General features: G+C 60.8%; 15 protein-coding genes. 7 read left to right on the top strand and 8 right to left on the bottom strand.

Annotated elements, in window-relative coordinates; translation table 11 throughout:
* Nucleotides 1-16: 16 nt before the first annotated feature.
* The 8 genes from ASG35_RS02910 to ASG35_RS02875 all read right to left on the bottom strand — a co-directional run bounded on the left by ASG35_RS02910 (nucleotide 17) and on the right by ASG35_RS02875 (nucleotide 9,299).
* Entirely contained in the window at nucleotides 17-304 is a 288-nt protein-coding gene (locus tag ASG35_RS02910) for a DUF1330 domain-containing protein (protein WP_056352522.1), read from the bottom strand.
* 70 nt (nucleotides 305-374) lie between these two features.
* Nucleotides 375-1,229 (bottom strand): 3-deoxy-8-phosphooctulonate synthase, encoded by an 855-nt coding sequence (gene kdsA / locus ASG35_RS02905; protein ID WP_056352521.1) that lies wholly within the window; start codon nucleotides 1,227-1,229, stop codon nucleotides 375-377.
* Entirely contained in the window at nucleotides 1,226-2,941 is a 1,716-nt protein-coding gene (locus tag ASG35_RS02900) for a CTP synthase (RefSeq protein ID WP_056352520.1), read from the bottom strand. The genes kdsA and ASG35_RS02900 overlap by 4 nt, the downstream gene beginning before the upstream one ends.
* A 102-nt stretch (nucleotides 2,942-3,043) precedes the next feature.
* Nucleotides 3,044-3,871 (bottom strand): alpha/beta fold hydrolase, encoded by an 828-nt coding sequence (locus ASG35_RS02895; RefSeq protein ID WP_056352519.1) that lies wholly within the window; start codon nucleotides 3,869-3,871, stop codon nucleotides 3,044-3,046.
* 31 nt (nucleotides 3,872-3,902) lie between these two features.
* Nucleotides 3,903-6,449, bottom strand: a complete 2,547-nt coding sequence (locus ASG35_RS02890; RefSeq protein WP_056352518.1) for a DNA internalization-related competence protein ComEC/Rec2 — start codon at nucleotides 6,447-6,449, stop codon at nucleotides 3,903-3,905.
* 91 nt (nucleotides 6,450-6,540) lie between these two features.
* Nucleotides 6,541-7,329 (bottom strand): TatD family hydrolase, encoded by a 789-nt coding sequence (locus ASG35_RS02885; RefSeq protein ID WP_056352515.1) that lies wholly within the window; start codon nucleotides 7,327-7,329, stop codon nucleotides 6,541-6,543.
* 16 nt (nucleotides 7,330-7,345) lie between these two features.
* Nucleotides 7,346-8,053, bottom strand: coding sequence for a lipoprotein-releasing ABC transporter ATP-binding protein LolD (lolD, locus tag ASG35_RS02880; RefSeq protein ID WP_056352513.1), 708 nt, complete (start codon nucleotides 8,051-8,053; stop codon nucleotides 7,346-7,348).
* Nucleotides 8,046-9,299: a lipoprotein-releasing ABC transporter permease subunit gene (locus ASG35_RS02875; protein WP_056352511.1), complete on the bottom strand. Its 1,254-nt coding sequence runs from the start codon at nucleotides 9,297-9,299 to the stop codon at nucleotides 8,046-8,048. Before ASG35_RS02875 ends, lolD begins: the two co-directional genes overlap by 8 nt.
* A gap of 355 nt (nucleotides 9,300-9,654) precedes the next feature.
* On the opposite strand from ASG35_RS02875, the gene ASG35_RS02870 reads away from it, so the two are divergent.
* The 7 genes from ASG35_RS02870 (at nucleotide 9,655) to ASG35_RS02840 (ending at nucleotide 17,060) form a co-directional block, all read left to right on the top strand.
* Nucleotides 9,655-9,942 (top strand): type II toxin-antitoxin system RelE/ParE family toxin, encoded by a 288-nt coding sequence (locus ASG35_RS02870; protein WP_082508195.1) that lies wholly within the window; start codon nucleotides 9,655-9,657, stop codon nucleotides 9,940-9,942.
* A 14-nt stretch (nucleotides 9,943-9,956) separates the two neighbouring features.
* On the top strand, nucleotides 9,957-10,259 hold the full coding sequence (locus tag ASG35_RS02865) for a HigA family addiction module antitoxin (protein WP_056352510.1): 303 nt from the start codon (nucleotides 9,957-9,959) through the stop codon (nucleotides 10,257-10,259).
* Nucleotides 10,260-10,314: 55 nt separating this feature from the next.
* On the top strand, nucleotides 10,315-11,424 hold the full coding sequence (locus ASG35_RS02860; RefSeq protein ID WP_056352509.1) for a hypothetical protein: 1,110 nt from the start codon (nucleotides 10,315-10,317) through the stop codon (nucleotides 11,422-11,424).
* A gap of 12 nt (nucleotides 11,425-11,436) precedes the next feature.
* Nucleotides 11,437-13,143: a single-stranded-DNA-specific exonuclease RecJ gene (gene recJ / locus ASG35_RS02855; protein ID WP_056352508.1), complete on the top strand. Its 1,707-nt coding sequence runs from the start codon at nucleotides 11,437-11,439 to the stop codon at nucleotides 13,141-13,143.
* A gap of 89 nt (nucleotides 13,144-13,232) precedes the next feature.
* Nucleotides 13,233-14,337, top strand: a protein-coding gene (prfB, locus tag ASG35_RS02850) for a peptide chain release factor 2 (protein ID WP_156392960.1) whose coding sequence is annotated in 2 segments (ribosomal slippage) — nucleotides 13,233-13,313 and nucleotides 13,315-14,337 — 1,104 coding nt in all. Because the reading frame shifts where the segments join, the coding sequence is not laid out codon by codon here.
* 163 nt (nucleotides 14,338-14,500) lie between these two features.
* The gene (gene lysS, locus ASG35_RS02845) at nucleotides 14,501-16,027 is read left to right on the top strand and encodes a lysine--tRNA ligase (protein ID WP_056352505.1); all 1,527 of its coding nucleotides are present in this window, start codon (nucleotides 14,501-14,503) and stop codon (nucleotides 16,025-16,027) included.
* A 307-nt stretch (nucleotides 16,028-16,334) separates the two neighbouring features.
* On the top strand, nucleotides 16,335-17,060 hold the full coding sequence (locus ASG35_RS02840; RefSeq protein WP_056352503.1) for a glycine zipper 2TM domain-containing protein: 726 nt from the start codon (nucleotides 16,335-16,337) through the stop codon (nucleotides 17,058-17,060).
* Nucleotides 17,061-17,145 lie beyond the last annotated feature (85 nt).

The raw sequence follows: 17,145 nt of genomic DNA, 5'->3' as shown, positions 1-17,145 counted from the left end.
CTTTTGAGCGGAAAGCTTATACGCCTTCCACCACCATCATGTGCATCTCGGCTGCGCCGTCTCGCACATTGCGCGCCGCTTCATACCCGGCTGAGTGGTACCACTTGACCGCGGTGTCGTAATCGTCGAATTCGATCACGACACCGCGCGGGAGCAACGAACCTTCGAGGGTCTCGCTTTTACCGCCGCGAGCGAGGTAGCGGCCGCCGAATTCTTCGATTGCCGCGGCTGCCAGCGGCCGGTACGCCGCATATTTCTCCAGGTCCGTGACGACGGCGTTCACGATCACATAGCCTTTTGCCATTTCCCTCTCCTCCGATGCGACACGGGCGCCGCGCCTGACTACTCAAGCGCGGCGCCCGGGCCTTGTTCTTTTAGCTGAAATCGTTCTCGAGGAACGGTCCGCTTTTCACGGCCCGATCCAGCGCAACGAGCGTTTCCAGCAGTGCTTCCATTCTGTGCAACGGCACGGCGTTCGGGCCATCGGACTTTGCGTTTGCCGGGTCCGGATGGGTTTCCATGAAAAGGCCGGAAACACCTGTAGCAACCGCCGCGCGCGCGAGAACCGGTACGAATTCGCGCTGACCGCCGGAACTCGTGCCCTGGCCGCCCGGCAACTGGACCGAGTGCGTGGCGTCGAAAACGACCGGTGCGTTGGTTTCCCGCATGATCGCGAGCGACCGCATGTCGGAGACCAGGTTGTTATAGCCAAACGACACACCGCGTTCACACGCCATGAAACGATCGTCCGACAAACCCGCTTCGCGCGCGGCGTCGCGAGCTTTATCGATGACGTTCTTCATGTCGTGCGGCGCGAGAAACTGGCCCTTCTTGATATTGACGGGTTTGCCTGAGCGCGCGCATGCGTGGATGAAGTCGGTCTGGCGGCACAGGAACGCCGGCGTTTGCAGCACGTCGACCACCGATGCCACCGCTTCGATCTCGTGTTCCGAGTGAACGTCGGTGAGAACGTGCAAACCGAGTTGCCTCTTCACTTCGCCGAGAATCCGCAGGCCTTCGTCCATGCCCAGTCCTCGGAACGACTTGCCGGAACTGCGATTGGCTTTGTCGTACGAGGATTTGTAGATGAACGGCACGCCGACCTTGGCGCAAATTTCCTTCAGGCGGCCGGCGACGTCGATCGTCATTTGCTCCGATTCGACTACACATGTGCCCGCAATCAGGAAGAACGGCTGGTCGAGACCGACCTCGAAATCACACAGCTTCATGCTTGCGCTCCGACAGAAACCGCAACGGCCGGAGCCGGATCGGTCTTGGCTACATGACCATTGGTGTCAAGCGCCTGGTGATGGGCCCGCGCCGCTTCGACGAATTCCTTGAAGAGCGGATGACCATCGCGCGGCGACGACGTGAACTCCGGGTGAAACTGCACGCCGACAAACCACGGATGCATGGATTCCGGCAGTTCCATCATTTCCGGCAAGTCTTCGCTCGGCGTACGCGCGCTGATCACAAGACCGCCCGCTTCGAGTTGCGGCACAAAACGGTTGTTCACTTCGTAACGGTGACGATGACGCTCGTTCACATCCGTTCCGTAGATACGAGCCGCCATGGTGCCCGGCTTGATCGGACATTTTTGTGAACCGAGGCGCATGGTGCCGCCGAGATCCGACTCTTCCGTACGCTTTTCAACGCGGCCAGCGCGGTCATACCATTCGGTGATGAGCGCCACGACCGGATTCGTGGTCGAGGTATCGAATTCCGTGCTGTTTGCGTCCGCCAGACCGGCCACGTCACGTGCAAATTCGATCACGGCCAGTTGCATGCCGAGACAGATGCCGAGATACGGCGTCTTCGACTCACGCGCGTAGCGGATTGCCTTGATCTTGCCTTCGGTGCCGCGAGCGCCGAAACCACCCGGAACAAGAACGGCGTCGAGATGTTTCAACGCGTCCACGCCGTCGGTATCGATCTGTTCGGAATCGATATATTCAATGTTGACCTTCGTCGACGTATGAATGGACGCGTGTTTCAGCGCCTCGATCAGCGACTTGTACGACTCGGTCAGTTCCACATACTTGCCGACCATGCCGATAGTGACTTCGCTCTGCGGATTCTCGAGCTTCTGCACGAGGCCCGCCCACATGGTCAGGTCAGCAGGTTTCGCTTCGAGCTTGAGCTCTTCGCAGATGATGTTGTCGAGACCTTGATCGTGCAGCATCTGCGGAATCTTGTAGATGCTGTCCACGTCCCACACCGAGATGACCGCGTCTTCCGGCACATTGGAAAAAAGCGAAATCTTCTGGCATTCGTCCACTGGAATCGGTCGATCCGCGCGGCACAGCAACACGTGCGGCGAGATACCGATCTCGCGCAGCTTCTGCACGCTGTGCTGCGTGGGTTTGGTCTTGAGCTCACCCGCCGTGGCGATGTACGGCACGAGCGTCAGGTGCACGAAACACGCGCTATTGCGCCCGAGGCGCAGGCTCATCTGACGGGCGGCTTCCAGGAACGGCAACGATTCGATGTCGCCCACCGTCCCGCCGATTTCCACGATCGCAACATCCGGTTCGCCGCACGTGGCCGCAGCCGCGCCGCGCTGCAGGAACGCCTGGATTTCGTTGGTGATATGCGGAATGACCTGAACGGTCTTGCCGAGATACTCGCCGCGGCGTTCCTTGCGGATCACCGATTCATAAATCTGGCCAGTCGTGAAGTTGTTGGCCTTGCGCATCTTCGTGCTGATGAAGCGCTCGTAATGGCCAAGATCGAGGTCCGTTTCCGCTCCGTCTTCTGTCACGAACACTTCCCCGTGCTGGAACGGGCTCATCGTGCCGGGGTCGACATTGATGTAGGGATCGAGCTTGAGGAGGGTGACTTTCAGACCGCGCGATTCGAGGATCGCGGCGAGGGAAGCGGCGGCAATACCCTTGCCGAGGGAAGACACTACGCCGCCGGTGACGAATACATATTTGGTCATCGCTAGGTGCTCGCGGGAAAAACGGATTATACCCGAAAGGCGCCTCGGAACCCAGCGCCGGGAAGGCCGATTTGCATTGCGCGACCCATATTTACGCGTGAATTAAATGCCGGCGCGACGAAGGACATTAAGCATGCGTTGCAATGCGCGCGCGGTTTCGACAGGACGCTCCATGGGGAACAGATGACTGCCTTCTATCCACTCCAGACGCTCGCCCACGATCCGCCGCGTCATATCGAGCCCCACTTGCCGCACCTCGCGCGAATGCGTCCCCGCGATAAACCCCGCCGGCACCGGCACGCCGTGCGCAACCCGGGCGCCCAACGTGCGCGGCAGGGTCTTGTAGATGCGAAATTCCACCTCTCGATCAAAAGCGAGTTTGCGCGGACTGCCGGACGCGGCGGAAGCGTCCTTGTCGGCGGGAATACCGAAGTCGATGTAATCGGACAACATCCGCTCGTCCCAGCGCGCGAACGCGCTTTTTGCGTAAAAGTGGCGCCACGCGTCTTCGCGGCTGGGCCAGTGCGTGCGGCGGTTCTTCGTGGCGGCCGCCGGCGACAAGCGGGTGTCGAGCCCGGTCCATTGCGATATCCGCAGCAAATGACTGCGCCAGCCGGCAATCACGGGCGAGTCCAGCATCACGACGCCCTTCACCCAATGCGGCCGCTTGAGCGCTGCCATCAGCGAAAGATATCCGCCCAGCGAATGCCCGACGAGCCAGACTTTTGTGTCCTGGGGACGGGTCGAATCTATGTCCTCGAGCAGTTCGTCCACGAGATGAGGCCAGTCGCGCGTGACCGGCAGCCGCGGATTGTGGCCGAAGCGTTCGACCGCGCGAATCTCGTAGTCGTCGGCGAGTTCCGCGAAGATCGTTCGGTAAGTCGACGCCGGAAACCCGTTCGCGTGCGAAAAATGCAGGATGTCTTTCAAGCGTCGTGCCCTCTTTCCTTCTCTTATTGTGTTACCGGCCCATCCAGTAGCGTGCGTGCGTTTGCCGGAACCGTTCGATGGAAATTTCCGCCGATACCTCCATGCGCGCGGCGCCGTCTTCGTCGCTGCGAGACAGCTCGATATGACGCAGCCGGTAGCGCTCGAACACCGTCGGATTCGGATGGTTAAAACGGTTGCGGTAGCCTACCTGAAATATCGCGACGCGCGGCTCAACGGCGTCGAGGAAAGGCTCGGTAGACGACGTCTTGCTGCCGTGATGCGGCACGATCAACACGTCCGCCCGGAGCAACGCGCGATCTCGTTTCAATAACTGGCGCTCGACGTCCGCTTCGATGTCCGCAGCGAGCAGCGCCGAGCGCCCCGCCGCGCTCGTGATCTTCAGCACGCACGAGGTTGCATTTGGCTTCCCTGCAAGCGGCCCTGCTTGCGGCCACAGCACGCTGAAGATCACGCCGTCCCACTGCCACCGCTGGCCGGCGATGCATCGCACGGGATCGCTGCCCTGCTTTCGAGCAACGTTCCATAAAGTTTCGCGAGGACGCATGGAAGCTGCGAACTGACGCACGCGGATGTTTTCCAGCACGGCAGGCGCGCCGCCGGAATGATCGGAATCCGAGTGGCTGATCATCAATGTATCGAGCGTGGAAACGCCGTGCGCGAAGAGATACGGCACGACAAGGCGCTCGCCGGCGTGCGTGGATTCGGGGCCCGGACCGGCATCGAAGAGCAAGGTGTGATTCGAGGTTTCCACGAGCAACGACGAACCCTGTCCAATATCCAGTGCCGTGATACGGAACGCTCCGTTCGGCGGTGCGTGCGACGGCGGAAAAACCAGCGGCAACCACGTCAACGGCGCGGCGAATCGCAACGGCCAGCCGCGCGGCGCCAGCGCCCAGATCACGCCGATCGCGGCAGCGGTCATTGCGAATCCGTCGGGCTGCGGCAGCCGCCACAACGTCCACGCCGGGCCGGACATGTGAGTGAGCATGTCGCACATGAGCGTCAAAAGACTGTGAGCGGCTCGGTACGCAAATTCATCGAAGGGTGCGGGCAGCAAGACAGCGACCAGTACCGTTGGCGTGACCAGGAAACTGATCCATGGAATCGCAAACGCGTTGGCAAGCGGTCCAAGCAGCGGAATCTGGAAAAACCAATATGCCGTAAGCGGCGCGAGACCAATGGTGATGGCGTATTGCACGCGCGCACTTGCAGCGATCCGGCGGCCAATGTTGCGCGCCATACGTTTGAGCCACGACTTCGAGCGAATGCTGTACCGGCGAAGTACGTCGCCGATCCGGTCGCGAACTAGCCTGCGTGCACATGGCAGGCCGTGCGGGATATCGGGGATCAGGTCATCGTCGCGTTTCAGCTCGATCTCGTCCGCGATACCAATCGACGCCCTTCTTCCCCTCGATGCAATCGCGAACAGGATTGCGGCCACTGCGCAAAACGACAGCCAGAACCCCGCTGCCGTGACCGCCCACGGATCGAGCAACAACACGAGCCCGAGCGCCCATGCAAGCACCAGCGAAGAAGCGGGCCTGCGCCCGCTCAGAACCGCGAGCGCGACAAAGCAGAGCATCCACATCGCCCGTTGCGCCGGCACGTTGAAACCGGCGAGCGCGGCATAGAAAGCCGCAAATGCCGCGGCCGTTCCTGCTGACGCTTTCTGCGCCGATACGATCAATGGCAGCGGCATGCCGCGCCAACGCAAGCGTCGCCAGAACCATCCGCCAATCAACGCCGCAAGCCCCGCGACAAAGCCAATATGCAGCCCGGAGATCGCTACCAGATGACTTGTGCCCGTTGCGCGCAGTAGGGCCCAATCAGCGTCGCTGACCACGTCTTGCGCGCCGACCGCGAGTGCGACCACGATCCCGCGATGCGACGCGCCCTCGAGCACGCGCAACACCCGTTCACGCAAGCGCGCCCGCCAGCGGTCGATCGTCAGCGCACCACTGTGTGCATCGGCGGGCATGCGGCGGGCAGATTCCGGCATCGATACATAACCGGTCGCGCGAATATTGCGCGCGAGCAGCGCCGCTTCGGCATCGCGGCCGCGAAAATTGGCGTTCCCGTGCGGGCGTTTGAGCCGCGCGACAAAACTCCAGCGCTGCCCGGCCCAAAGCGCTGGAGGCGGCGCGGCGGCGGGCCCGCGCTTCGATGCATCGACGGCCATCCACGACAACTGCACGATGCGCGGAAACTTGGCAATCCCTGCTTCGTTCGATTCGACTTCGAACAGAAAACGCGTACCGTCCTCGCCTTGCAGCGGAAGGCCGCGCACAAAGCCAGTCAACTCGATATTGCGGCTCTCGAAAGCCGCGGGCAACGCGTATTGCAGCCGGATATCAGCGCGCCACGCGGCGTAACCAAAGCCCACGATAAACGCAGCGCAAATCACCGAAGCGCTTCGCCAGCGCGGCACGCAATACGCGAGCGTGCAGCAGCATGCAAACACGCACAAACAACTGCAAATGATCAACACGCCCGGCAACGCAGCCTGCTGTTGCAGCCACACTATTCCGAGTGCAAACCCGATCAACATTCCCCGCACGTCCGCTCCTCGAAACCTGACGCGAACGCGAGCCCATCGAAGAGAAACGCTTCTCTCCAATGCCTGCAATCGAACAGTCAAGAGGAACTGATTATGCCGAGATAAGTGCGAGCCGCGGCAGCGCCGCGTGCGCGTTAGCCGTTGTGCCTATGGAAAGCGTCTCTTCGCTGACGCCGCGCAGTTCAGCAAGCACCCGGGCAATACCCGCCACCTGCTCCGGCGTGTTGCGATGTTTGTACAACCATGAAGGCGCGATATCCGGCGCATCGGTTTCGAGCACGATTGCATCGAGCGGCAAATCGGCGGCAAGCCTGCGTATTTGCCGCGCGCGTTCGAAGGTGAGATTCCCGCCAAAGCCGAGCCGCATGCCATGCGAAATAAACGTTTCGGCCTGCTGGAAACTGCCGTTGAACGCATGCGCAATGCCAATCTTCACGCCATGCACGCGCAGCCCTTTGAGCACCTTGTCCTGCGATTTACGCACGTGGCAAATGACCGGCAAATCGAAGTCGCGCGCGATCTTGAGCTGTTCGTAATAGAAGAAGGTCTGACGGGCGTCGTCGAGACCTGGAACGAAGTAATCAAGCCCGATTTCACCGATACCCACGAACCGCGGATCATCCATGCTCGCCTTGATCTGCTCGCGCAACACGCGCAGATCGTCGTCCTGCGCACGCGGCGTGAAAAGCGGATGGATACCGAGCGCGTAGGCACCGCCCTCAATTTGATGCGCGAGCTTGCGCACCGTATTGAAGTTCTGGCGCTCGACGCCCGGAATCACAATGCGCCTGACGCCCTCTTTCAACGCCGAAGCCGCGACGTCATCGCGGTCGGCATCGAATTCCGAAGCATCCAGATGACAGTGCGTATCGATCCACATGATCCCTCCAGGACAACTAGACGGGTACGACCGGCTCCTCGAACAGCACGCCGTCGCGCAGGCGCATGATCCGGTCGCAACGTGCGGCGAGGTCGGGGTCGTGGGTGACGATCACGAAGCTGGTTTCGAGCGTTTGCGACAACTCCAGCATCAGGTTGAACACCGTGTCCGCCGTACCGCCGTCGAGGTTCCCCGTGGGTTCATCGGCGAGTACGCAGGCCGGATGCGTCACCAGCGCGCGCGCGATCGCAACCCGCTGGCGCTCGCCGCCCGACAACTCGCCCGGCCGATGTTTCGCCCGATGCCCGATACCCACACGCTCCAGCATATCCATGGCCTGCTTGCGTGCGTCGGCTTCGGTCATGCGGCGAATGCGCAGCGGCATGGCGACGTTATCGAGCGCGCTGAATTCGGCGAGCAAATGATGGAACTGGTACACGAAGCCGAGCGCCTTGTTGCGCAGCTCGTTGCGCTCGCGTTCGCGCAGCGCGGTGAACGGCTTGCCGAGCAGCGACACCTTGCCGGCGCTGGGTTCATCGAGACCGCCGAGCACGTGGAGCAACGTGCTCTTGCCCGAGCCCGACGCGCCGACGATCGCCAGCTTTTCGCCACGGCGCACCTGCAGTTCGGCGTTGTCCAGCACTTGCACGTTGAAGCCGCCCTGCACGAACGTCTTCGAAATCGCCGATGCTTCCAGCACGATATTGTTCGACACATCACTCATACCGCAACGCCTCCGCCGGACGGACCTTCGCGCCGCGCCAGCTTGGATAGAGCGTGGCGAGCGATGACAATACGAACGCGATCAAGCCGATCCGGATCACGTCGGCGGGGACGAGCTCGGACGGCAATTCGCTGATGAAATACACCGACGGCGGCAGGAACTGCACGCCGAACAAATGTTCGATACCGGGAACGAGCCACGGGATGCTCCACGCGATCAGGCAGCCGAGCGTCACGCCGATCGCCGTGCCTATGAATCCGATCGTCACGCCCTGGATCACGAAGATTTTCATGATGGACCCGGGCTGCGCGCCGAGCGTGCGAAGAATGGCGATGTCCGCTTGTTTATCGGTCACGGTCATTACCAGCGACGAAACCAGGTTGAACGCCGCGACCGCAATGATCAGCGTCAAGATGATGAACATCATGCGTTTTTCGATCTGCACGGCCGAGAACCACGTCTTGTTCTGCTGCGTCCAGTCGCGAATATAGAGGTCGCCGGACAGCGTGCGCGAAAGTTGCCGCGCGACTTCCGGCGCGCGCTGCATGTCCTTGAGTTTCAGCCGCACGCCCGTTGGCGCGGGCAAGCGGAAGAGCGCTTGCGCGTCGGAGATGGAGATCAGCGCGAGCGTGGAGTCGTATTCGTAGTGGCCCGACTCGAACACGCCGACCACCGTAAATTGCTTGAGCCTTGGCAACATGCCTGCCGGTGTGATGGTTCCTTCGGGCGCGACCAGCGTGATCTTGTCGCCCGTGCCCACGCCGAGATTGCTCGCAAGATCCCGTCCGAGCACGATGCCGAATCCGCCCGGCACGAGATCCGTGAGCTTGCCGCCCTTCATTTCCTTGCCAATATCGGATACTTGCGGCTCCAGCGTCGGCTCGACGCCCCGCAACGCCACGCCGCTGACGGCGCCTTGCCGCGTGAGCAACGCCTGCGCGTCCACATAAGGCGCGGCTCCGATCACTTCCGGATTCTTGCGTGCTTGCTGCGCGGTCAGTTGCCAATTGGGCATGGACCCGGTGGGCGAGAAGATTTCGACGTGCGCGAGCACGGAAAGCATGCGGTCGCGGACCTCTTTCTGAAACCCGTTCATTACCGATAGCACCACGATCAGCGCGGCCACGCCGAGCGCGATGCCGGACATGGATACCAGCGCGATGAACGAGATGAAACCGTTGCCGGTGGTGCGTTTGCCGGCGCGGGTGTAGCGCCAGCCGATCTGCCATTCATAGGGAAGTTTCAAGCGATTCCTTTCAGCGTCTAACGTTCTTCGATCTGATATCGCGCATTTGGCGCACGGCTGAGCGCTCCGTACGACTTGCGCCGTTCTTATAGCTGTTCCATTCAATCCGATACGACCTGGACGCACGCTCGCGCGTCCGATCAAGCGCGAAGTTTGCCACACAATGCTTAAGCACCCCTTTAGCGCGGACAACGCAACACGCCGAAAAACACCGTCAAAACGCACTCCACAGGCCATTCGGCCGATTTTTCCGAACCGCAACCGCAGTCCATACTCGGCGAGCGCTCCGCTTCGCTTCATCTCCTTGACGCGCCCACCAATATAACTCTTTACGTATTACGCAAAACGTAATACGATGAACATAATGATTCAAACGTTCCGATGCAAGGACACGCAGGCACTGTACGAGGGCCGAACGCCCAAGCGGTTTCAGGCAATTGCGGATGTCGCAAGCAGGAGGCTCTCAGCGCTAGACGCTTCGCACGAGTTGCGCGACTTGAAGTCACCGCCGGGCAACCGTCTTGAACGGCTTTCGGGCGACCGCCGTGGCCAGCTCAGCATCCGCATTAACGGCCAGTGGCGCGTTTGTTTCAAATGGACGACGAAAGGTCCGGTCGACGTCGAATTCATTGACTATCACTGAGCAGGTAGATTCACATGTCCAAGAATGGAATGCGCGCAGTTCATCCGGGAGAAATTCTCCGGGAAGATTATCTGGTCCCGCTGGAAATGAGCGTGAATGCGCTTGCGCTCGCGCTGAACGTGCCGGCCACGAGGTTGCACGAGATTGTGAAAGAACGTCGCGGCATCACGGCGGATACGGCTTATCGTCTTGCGCGCTACTTCGACACCACGCCTGAATTCTGGCTGAATCTGCAAGCCATGTACGACCTCAAGACGCTCCCGACCCGCAGCGAAATCGATCGCAAGGTCGAACCGCGCGAGCTGACCCGCCCCTGACTGGCCCCTGACACGCCGAGGCGAGCGAAGGAAGCGCCGGGCCCTTTGCCATACAATGCCCAGCATCATGCCTACGCCTAAGCTCAACGATCTTCATCTCCTTCTTCCGTTCGCGCTGCCATCGGCTGCGGACGCCGCTAACGCGCTGCATACCCTCGCGCGCCCGGCGCTAGATCGGCTGCTTGCCCGCGCAACGCTCGATGAACGCGTGATCGGCGAGGATTTCCAGCGAACGTTGCCGCACGAACGCTGGATTTCGCGGCAATTCGGCCTGGTGAACGAATCATCAAAGCAAGCCGCGGACGAAGCGCCGCTCGCGCCCTACATGCTGCTCGCCGACGGCGGAATTCCGGGCGATGCCACATGGGCGTGCGTCGAACCAGTTCACGTTCGAATTGCGCGTGACCATCTGGTGCTGATCGATCCGGCCACGCTCGGCGTGGAAGATCAGGAAGCGCGCACGCTTTTCGATGTCGTCAAGCCGCTGATAGAAGACCTCGGCCTGACAATCCAGGCGCCGCAATCCGTACGCTGGTATGTCACGGGAGAGAGTCTCGGCACGCTCGCCGGCGCGTCGCCTTTACGTGCGAGCGGTCGCAATATCGAGATCTGGCTACCGCACGAAGCCGGCACGGGCGAACGCTCGCGGGCATGGATGAAGTTACAGAACGAAGTGCAGATGGCGTGGTTCGAACATCCGCTCAACGAAGCGCGCGAAATGCGCGGCCTGCCTGCGATCAACTCGATCTGGTTGCACGCACAAGGCGCCATGCGCAGCGTGACAAGTCCGTTTGCGCGGGTGATGTCGAGCGCCGCGGCAACACGTGGACTGGCGCTTGCCGCAGATATCGTTCCGGAGGCGCCGCCGGCATCGTTCGAAGCTTTTGCTGCAAGCCAGAATCAAACCGATGGCCGCACGCTGATCGAACTCGATCCGTTCTCCGCGCCGTTCATCGAACAAGACTGGGCGCGATGGAATCAGGCGCTCGGCACGCTCGAGCGCAACTGGTTCGCGCCTGCGCTCGCGGCGCTGGAAAACGGCACGCTCGGCGCGTTGCGTCTTACCTTGTGCAGCGATACCGGTTTGGTATCGCTCACTATTACACGCGGCGCGTTGCGCAAGTTCTGGCGGCGACGTCCGATCGCCGCGCTGTTCATCGAATAAAAGTTGAAACGAATGACCCGAATCGTCACCCGCGCTCCCTCTCCCGCCGACGCCGCCGTGCTCGTGCGCCACGGCGTTCATCCGGTTATCGCGCGGCTTTACGCGTCACGGGGCGTGTGTTCGCCGGACGAGATCGAAACCGAGCTGAAGAAGTTGCACGCGCCAGTCGGCCTGAAGGGATGCGACGAAGCGGCCATCGTTCTCGCCGATGCGCTCGCGTCGAAACGCCGGATGCTGGTCGTGGCCGACTACGATTGCGACGGCGCGACCGCGTGCGCGGTGGCCGTGCGCGGCTTGCGCATGTTCGGCGCGCAGATCGACTATCTGGTGCCGAACCGGTTCGAATATGGTTATGGATTGACGCCCGAGATCGTCGCGCTGGCGGCGGGCCGCGCGGGCGGCAAGCCGGATTTGCTGATCACGGTCGATAACGGCATTGCCAGCGTGGATGGCGTGGAAGCGGCGAACGAGTTGGGTATCGATGTGCTCGTCACCGATCACCATCTGCCCGGTGACGACTTGCCGCCGGCGCGCGCTATCGTGAACCCGAATCAGCCGGGCTGCGGCTTTCCGAGCAAATGCATCGCGGGCGTTGGCGTGATCTTTTATGTGCTGCTCGCGTTGCGTGCAGAACTGCGTCGCCGGAACGCTTTCACTGATTCAATGCCCGAACCACGTCTCGACGGTCTGCTCGACCTGGTCGCGCTCGGAACGGTCGCCGACGTGGTCAAGCTCGACCCGAACAACCGGATTCTCGTCGCGCAAGGTTTGAAGCGGATTCGCGCCGGGCGCATGCAGCCCGGCATTGCGGCGCTGTTTCGCGCGGCGGCACGTGATGCGCGCGTCGCCTCCGGTTTCGATCTCGGCTTTGCGCTCGGGCCGCGGTTGAACGCCGCCGGACGGTTATCGGATATGTCGCTCGGCATTGAATGCCTGATTACCGACGACATCGGCCGCGCTTGGGAACTGGCGCAGCAACTCGACGGCATCAACCGCGAACGCCGCGAGATCGAAGCCGGCATGCAGGAACAGGCGCTCGAAGAACTGGCGAGTATTGATCCGGCGGATTCCGCCACGCTGACGCTGTTCAATCCGGCGTGGCATCAAGGCGTGATCGGGATTGTCGCGGGGCGTTTGAAGGAGAAATTTCATCGGCCGTCGTTCACTTTCGCGCACGCGGACGACAGCGGCGTTTTATCGAAGGGATCGGGACGCTCGATTCCCGGTTTCCATCTGCGCGACGCGGTGGACCTGATTTCCAAGCGCGAACCGGGAATGATCGTGAAATTCGGTGGCCACGCGATGGCTGCGGGCATGACCATCGTCACCGCGGACATTCCGCGCTTCACCGCTGCGTTCGAAGCGGTCGGGCGCGAGTGGCTGACAACGGACGCTTTATCGCGCGTGGTTGAAACCGATGGCGAGCTTGAAGATGCGTATTTCACGCCGCAATTCGTCGAACTGATCGATAACGCCGTCTGGGGCCAAGGCTTTCCGGCACCGGTTTTCTCAGGCGAATTCGAAGTGGCATCGCAGGCGCTGGTGAAGGACAAGCACCTGAAACTGCAATTGCGCCGCGGCCAGCAGCGCTTCAACGCCATCTGGTTCAATCACACGGACACGTTGCCGAACCGGACGGTGGTGGCATACCGGCTGGTTTCCGACACGTGGAACGGTGTTTCGCGCGTCCAGATGATCGTGGAGCACGCGCTGGGATGAAACACGTTCGCCGAGCCTTGCGCACGCCCAGCGAGCTTTCCCGCTAAGTTATAATTTCCCTCTTAGCCAAAAAACCTGAAAACGATCAAATGGAAGCGGAACGTCTAAACGCAATCGAGAACCTCCTCGCCGACCTGCGCCATCGCGCCGGCGAGCTCCGGGGGTATCTTTGACTACGACGCCAAGGCTCTTCGCCTCGACGAAGTAAACCGGGTACTCGAAGACCCGAACGTCTGGAACGACTCGAAAAACGCCCAGGCTCTCGGGCGCGAGAAAAAGCTGCTCGACGGCGTCGTCACCACGATCACGGACCTCGATAACGACCTGCGCGACACGCAGGATCTCTTCGACATGGCCCGCGAAGAAAACGACGAAGATACGCTCGTCTCGTGCGAAGCGGACGCGGCAGCGCTCCAAAAACGCGTAGAAGACATGGAGTTCCGCCGGATGTTTGCGAATCCGGCCGATCCTAACAATTGCTTTATCGACATCCAGGCGGGCGCTGGCGGCACCGAAGCGTGCGACTGGGCGGCCATGCTGATGCGCCAATACCTTCGATATTGCGAGCGCAAAGGTTTCAAGACCGAAGTGCTGGAAGAATCCGACGGCGACGTGGCCGGGATCAAGAGCGCGACCATCAAGGTGGAAGGTGAATACGCATACGGTTTCCTGCGCACGGAAACGGGCGTGCACCGGCTCGTGCGCAAGTCGCCGTTCGATTCATCGGGTGGACGCCATACGTCGTTTTCGTCGATCTTCGTGTATCCGGAAGTCGACGATTCCATCGAAATCGATATCAATCCGGCCGACATTCGCACGGACACGTACCGCGCGTCGGGCGCCGGCGGCCAGCACATTAACAAGACCGATTCCGCCGTGCGTTTGACGCACGCGCCGACCGGCATTGTCGTGCAGTGCCAGAACGACCGCTCGCAGCACCGCAATCGCGCCGAAGCCATGATGATGCTCAAGGCGAAGCTGTACGAGTTCGAGATGCGCAAGCGCCAGGTCGAGAAAGACAATCTGGAAAACAGCAAGACGGACGTGGGCTGGGGCCACCAGATCCGCTCGTACGTGCTCGATAACAGCCGGATCAAGGATCTGCGCACGAACGTGGAAATCAGCAACACGAAATCCGTGCTCGATGGCGATCTGGACGACTTCATCAGCGCCAGCCTGAAACAGGGCGTATAGCGCACGACGTGTAACGCGCTGCTTGATTTAAGGCGCGTTCAAAGCATTTTGCAGCGACGCTTTGCAGCAATCCATCGCAGCATTGCGTCGCTGATATTTGTGGCCGTTGACCGGATCAGGTCGCAATTCAGCCGCATTCACCGTATTCATCGCCGAAGACATCATGACCGAACCGACTCAGCCGGGCGCCGCTCCCGAACTGGAAGAAAACCAGATTCTCGCCGAGCGTCGCGACAAACTCCGTGCGTTGCGCGAGCAAGGTATTGCGTTTCCGAACGACTTCCGCCCGACACATCAAGCCGCCGCGCTTCAAGCCGATTACGCCGAAAAAGACAAGGAAGCGCTCGAAGCCGACCCGCTGCAAGTCGCGGTCGCCGGCCGGATGATGCTTAAGCGCGTGATGGGCAAGGCGAGCTTCGCGACGGTGCAAGACGGCAGCGGACAGATCCAGTTTTTCATTACGCCCGCCGACGTCGGCCAGGAAGTCTACGACGCGTTCAAGAAGTGGGACCTGGGCGACATCATTGCGTCAAAAGGTGTTTTGTTCCGCACGAACAAAGGCGAATTGTCCGTCCGATGCACCGAACTGCGTCTGCTCACCAAGGCGCTGCGCCCGCTTCCCGACAAATTCCACGGTCTTTCCGATCAGGAAATGCGTTATCGCCAGCGGTATGTCGACCTGATCGTGACGCCGGAAACGCGCCAGACGTTCATCGCGCGCACGAAGGCGTTTGCATCGATTCGCAGTTTCATGGCGAAGGCGGATTTCATGGAAGTGGAAACGCCGATGCTGCACCCTATTCCCGGCGGCGCCGCGGCCAAGCCGTTTATCACGCATCACAACGCGCTCGATATGCAGATGTTCCTGCGCATCGCGCCCGAGCTGTATCTGAAACGCCTGGTGGTCGGCGGCTTCGAGCGCGTGTTCGAGATCAATCGCAATTTCCGTAACGAAGGCGTGTCGCCGCGACACAATCCCGAGTTCACCATGATGGAGTTCTACGCCGCGTACACGGATTACACGTGGATGATGGACTTCACCGAAGCGTTGATTCGGCAGGCAGCCGTCGATGCCCGGGGCACCGCGAACATCACGTATCAAGGGCGCGAACTGGATTTGTCGAAGCCGTTCCATCGGTTGACGATCTGCGAGGCGATCCAGAAATTCGCGCCGCAATATACGAGCGAGCAGTTAGCCGACGCCACGTTCCTGCGTCCTGAGCTCAAGAAGTTCGGCGTCGATGCATCGCAGCCGCAGTTCCTGAATGCGGGCGTGGGCGCACTGCAACTTGCGTTGTTCGAGGAAACAGCCGAGTCGCAATTGTGGGAGCCGACGTTTATTGTCGACTATCCGCTGGAGGTTTCGCCGCTGGCGCGTGCATCGGATACGGCCCCTGGCATTACGGAACGCTTCGAGTTGTTCATCACGGGCCGCGAGATCGCGAATGGCTTCTCCGAATTGAACGATCCGGAAGACCAGGCAGCGCGGTTCCAGAAACAGGTCGACCAGAAAGATGCGGGTGACGAAGAAGCCATGTTCTACGACGCCGACTACATTCGCGCGCTTGAACACGGCATGCCGCCGACTGGCGGTTGCGGGATTGGCATCGACCGGATGGTGATGTTGCTTACCGACAGCCCGAGCATCCGCGACGTGATTCTTTTCCCGCATTTGCGTCGCGAAGACTGACTTCCAGCAGGATCTGGCTGAGTTGTAAAAAAGGCGCGGAAGCGCCTTTTTTACGTCCCGAGGCGTCACGTAGTTTGTAACTTTAGGTAAAAGGCACCGAGGCCTTTACTGAACCGAAGCGCCCGCACGGCCGGAAACCCTTATGGGACAACATCGCACAGCACATCACGGGCCCGGTGCGCTTCTTGCATCTAAGGGTCACACGTAAACCGTTACAAATTGACAAACCAGCCGTTTATATCAGCCGCAAACTGCAAGCAAGCGGCAAATGCATCGTCCCACTCTGCCTTGAGACGGAGGTTCAAAAATGGATAACAGCAACCAGAACATGACCACACCTAATTCACCTAATCGGAAGATCCATCCGCTGGTTGCCACCGCAGCGGGCGCGGTCATCATCGCGAGTCTTGCGGCCACGGCAGCCGTCACCGGCCTTTTTCCGAAAGCGTCCAGCACGTCGCCCATGAACGACCAGACGCAAGCGGCGCAAGTCACGACGCAACCCGTTGCTCCGACTGCCGCCCAAGCGCAAGCACAGCAACAAGCCGCTCAACAGCAGGCGCAGCAAGCGCAACTTGCCCAGCAGCAAGCCGCTCAGCAACAACAGGCAGCGCAGGAGCAGCAAGCTCGCCAAGTGGCTCAACAACAGCCCGTGCAGCAGCCGAACTACGCGCAACAGCAACCTGTGCAAGCCGCCTATTGCTCGACGTGCGGCACTGTCGAAGCGATCTCCGCCGTGAAGCGTGAAGGTCACGGGACGGGTATCGGTGCCGTGGGCGGCGCGGTGGCGGGTGGTCTTATCGGTAATCAGTTTGGCCGGGGCGGTGGCCGTACCGGCATGACGATTCTCGGCGCGCTGGGCGGTGGTCTCGGCGGCAATGCGGTCGAGAAACATCTGCGCAGCGAGACCGATTATTCAGTACGTGTGCACATGGAAAACGGCAAGACCCGATACTTCACGTACAAGCAGCCGCCGCCGTTCAGCCAGGGGCAACGCGTGCGTATCGAGAACGGTACGCTGGCTGCAGGCTGATATCGATAGCAGCGCTAAAAAGCAAAACGGCGATTCCTCGCCGAATCGCCGTTTTGCTTTGTCTTTCGCGTGGGCGCCGATGAGT

It is taken from the genome of Burkholderia sp. Leaf177 (genome assembly GCF_001424345.1).
Classification (GTDB): domain Bacteria; phylum Pseudomonadota; class Gammaproteobacteria; order Burkholderiales; family Burkholderiaceae; genus Caballeronia.
Note: the sequence above shows the minus strand (reverse complement) of the source record. Positions and strands in the feature narration are given on the sequence as shown.

Excerpts from the sequence above, each read along its gene's own strand:
- ASG35_RS02870 (WP_082508195.1), top strand. The coding sequence starts at position 9,655 with ATGAACATAATGATTCAAACGTTCCGATGCAAGGACACGCAGGCACTG.
- kdsA (WP_056352521.1), bottom strand. The coding sequence starts at position 1,229 with ATGAAGCTGTGTGATTTCGAGGTCGGTCTCGACCAGCCGTTCTTCCTG.
- recJ (WP_056352508.1), top strand. The coding sequence starts at position 11,437 with ATGACCCGAATCGTCACCCGCGCTCCCTCTCCCGCCGACGCCGCCGTG.
- ASG35_RS02910 (WP_056352522.1), bottom strand. The coding sequence starts at position 304 with ATGGCAAAAGGCTATGTGATCGTGAACGCCGTCGTCACGGACCTGGAG.
- ASG35_RS02900 (WP_056352520.1), bottom strand. The coding sequence starts at position 2,941 with ATGACCAAATATGTATTCGTCACCGGCGGCGTAGTGTCTTCCCTCGGC.
- ASG35_RS02840 (WP_056352503.1), top strand. The coding sequence starts at position 16,335 with ATGGATAACAGCAACCAGAACATGACCACACCTAATTCACCTAATCGG.
- ASG35_RS02865 (WP_056352510.1), top strand. The coding sequence starts at position 9,957 with ATGTCCAAGAATGGAATGCGCGCAGTTCATCCGGGAGAAATTCTCCGG.
- ASG35_RS02860 (WP_056352509.1), top strand. The coding sequence starts at position 10,315 with ATGCCCAGCATCATGCCTACGCCTAAGCTCAACGATCTTCATCTCCTT.
- lysS (WP_056352505.1), top strand. The coding sequence starts at position 14,501 with ATGACCGAACCGACTCAGCCGGGCGCCGCTCCCGAACTGGAAGAAAAC.
- ASG35_RS02885 (WP_056352515.1), bottom strand. The coding sequence starts at position 7,329 with ATGTGGATCGATACGCACTGTCATCTGGATGCTTCGGAATTCGATGCC.
- lolD (WP_056352513.1), bottom strand. The coding sequence starts at position 8,053 with ATGAGTGATGTGTCGAACAATATCGTGCTGGAAGCATCGGCGATTTCG.